Annotated in this window: 2 protein-coding genes and 3 tRNA genes; all 5 read left to right on the top strand. The window is 51.9% G+C overall.

The window, feature by feature from the left end; genetic code table 11:
- The first annotated feature begins 94 nt into the window (after window positions 1–94).
- Entirely contained in the window at window positions 95–1057 is a 963-nt protein-coding gene (gene birA, locus LXM55_RS32280; protein ID WP_233324187.1) for a bifunctional biotin--[acetyl-CoA-carboxylase] ligase/biotin operon repressor BirA, read from the top strand.
- A gap of 180 nt (window positions 1058–1237) precedes the next feature.
- Window positions 1238–1684, top strand: a complete 447-nt coding sequence (locus tag LXM55_RS32275; RefSeq protein ID WP_233324186.1) for a hypothetical protein — start codon at window positions 1238–1240, stop codon at window positions 1682–1684.
- A 142-nt stretch (window positions 1685–1826) separates the two neighbouring features.
- Window positions 1827–1911, top strand: a tRNA-Tyr gene (locus LXM55_RS32270).
- A 24-nt stretch (window positions 1912–1935) separates the two neighbouring features.
- Window positions 1936–2009, top strand: a tRNA-Gly gene (locus LXM55_RS32265).
- Between the two features lie 26 nt (window positions 2010–2035).
- Window positions 2036–2111: transfer RNA gene (locus tag LXM55_RS32260), tRNA-Thr, on the top strand.
- The last annotated feature ends 135 nt before the right edge of the window (window positions 2112–2246 follow it).

The following is a 2246-nucleotide window of genomic DNA, read 5'->3' as shown; positions in this document are numbered from 1 at the left end:
GAGAGTTCGCTTGGCTTGTTCGCCTGGCGGTGTTTTCTATGCAATGGCTTTGAGGCATGGCTATCATGCCAGCCTCATTGTGAGGCGGAACTGCATGTCGACGTTGTTAGAGCTTCTGAAGGATGGGCGATTTCACTCGGGTCAGGCTCTTGGGGAATCGCTGGGTGTCAGTCGTAGCGCTATTTGGAAGCAGTTACAGCTTCTGGAGGCGGAATTGGGGCTTGTCATCCATAAAGTGCGAGGGCGCGGGTACCAGTTGGCCTCCCCGATCACGTTACTAAGTGAAGCTGAGATAGGTCAGCACTCTTCCTCTGTGAAGGCTTGGGATGTCCGAATTTTTGACTCTATCGACTCCACAAATGCGGAGGCGCTGCGTTCTATTGAGCAGGGGGGAGGCTCTCCCATTCTTGTGCTGGCGGAGCGTCAGACGGCAGGCCGAGGGCGGCGCGGACGCAAATGGGTCAGCCCTTTCGCAGAAAATATCTATTACAGCCTGGTTTTGCGTATAGATGGAGGTATGCGGCAGCTGGAGGGTCTTAGCCTGGTCGTGGGGCTGGCGGTTATGCATACCCTTCGAGAGCATGGAATTCCTGGCGCGGGGCTTAAATGGCCAAATGACGTTCTGGTTGGCCGGAAGAAGGTTGCGGGAATACTTTTGGAATTGGTGGGTGACCCCGCGGATGTGTGTCATGTGGTCTTGGGGGTTGGGATCAATGTGAATATGCAGAGCGCCGAAGAGGTTGACCAGGAATGGACCTCGGTAAGGTTGGAGTCCGGCAAAACTGTTGATCGCAATCAGCTGGTTGCTCGGCTGAGTGAGGTCCTTGTCTCCTATTTGGAGCGTCATAAACGTAATGGCTTCTCTGCTATTCAGGAAGAGTGGGAGCAAGGCCATCTTTGGCAGGGCCGCGCAGTCTCTCTGATCGCAGGTGTAAATAAGGTCGATGGTGTTGTGCTTGGGATTGATCGCCAAGGGGCTTTGCGACTGAGTGTGGAAGGTGAAGAGAGAGTGTATAGCGGAGGCGAGCTCAGCTTGAGGCTGCGCGATGGCTCTTGAGTTTGGTTGCGAAATAGCACCATAGAATGCGTATGTGCGGCTTTTCGCGAGATCTGCCGTTGCTAGGCTTGAGTTGTGTTCTTTGGGGTCGCTGGTTGTTGTATTGCTCCAGAAAGACCGGGTTATGCTTTATTCGGTTTTTCGAGTTGGATACGGCCTGTCCTCTGTCTCGAGGTTTTTATGCGCTGGTTGTTTTTGTTGTTATTGGTCCTTAACGGTTTTTATTACATCTGGCATCAGCAGGAGGCGCCTCTTCGTGCGAAAGAGGTTATGCCTCTTTCGCTCTATCGAGGTTCTCAGCAAGATATTCGTTTGTTGAGTGAGTCGGCAGACACGGTTGAGCGGCGAGATAAGGCTAGGCAGGGAGAGGTGGATGCGGGCTGTCTCTATTTAGGTGGCTTTGCTCGCCGAGATGTGGCTCAGATGCTTGAGCAGCGGCTCATAGTATTGGGGGCAGATGTGCGCCTACAGTCCTTGAGTGTTCCTGGTTCTTCCGGCCTCTGGTTGCGTGTAGCTCCTGAAAGCAAGCATTTACTGGATGATCAGCAGCTGCAGAACCTTGCTAAAGAATTCAATGAGTTAAAACATAAAATAATGCCCTGCGAGGGGGTTGCAACTGTCGAATAGGTTGCATAGAATGGCGCCCGCTCCGCAGCGAAGACTTCAAGAAGTCAAAGCAGCGAAGCGAGGTCAACGCAGCTAACCTCAAGATTTTATTGAGAAAATGCTTGACAGAAGGGTGGCATGATGTAGAATGTCGCCTCGCTTAGGAGGGGTTCCCGAGCGGCCAAAGGGATCAGACTGTAAATCTGACGTCTACGACTTCGAAGGTTCGAATCCTTCCCCCTCCACCAGATTTAGCGAGAGCTGCAGGCTCCGCGGGTATAGTTTAGTGGTAGAACCTCAGCCTTCCAAGCTGATGATGCGGGTTCGATTCCCGCTACCCGCTCCAAGTTTGTAGGTTTTGCAAAGTGTTACGCTCTTGTAGCTCAGTTGGTAGAGCACACCCTTGGTAAGGGTGAGGTCAGCGGTTCAAATCCGCTCAAGAGCTCCATATAACAAGGCAGATATGAAAATATCTGCCTTTGTTTTAATGGTTGATGTGACTTGCTCAATTCTTCTCCTAGGGGTGATTTCGATGGCTAAGGAAAAGTTCGAACGTAATAAGCCGCACGTTAACGTGGGTACT

Origin of the sequence: Pseudomonas sp. Au-Pse12 (genome assembly GCF_021341665.1) — a bacterium.
Taxonomy (GTDB): domain Bacteria; phylum Pseudomonadota; class Gammaproteobacteria; order Pseudomonadales; family Pseudomonadaceae; genus Aquipseudomonas.
Note: the sequence above shows the minus strand (reverse complement) of the source record. Positions and strands in the feature narration are given on the sequence as shown.

Coding starts and splice junctions, on each gene's coding strand:
- birA (WP_233324187.1), top strand. CDS start 95: ATGTCGACGTTGTTAGAGCTTCTGAAGGATGGGCGATTTCACTCGGGT.
- LXM55_RS32275 (WP_233324186.1), top strand. CDS start 1,238: ATGCGCTGGTTGTTTTTGTTGTTATTGGTCCTTAACGGTTTTTATTAC.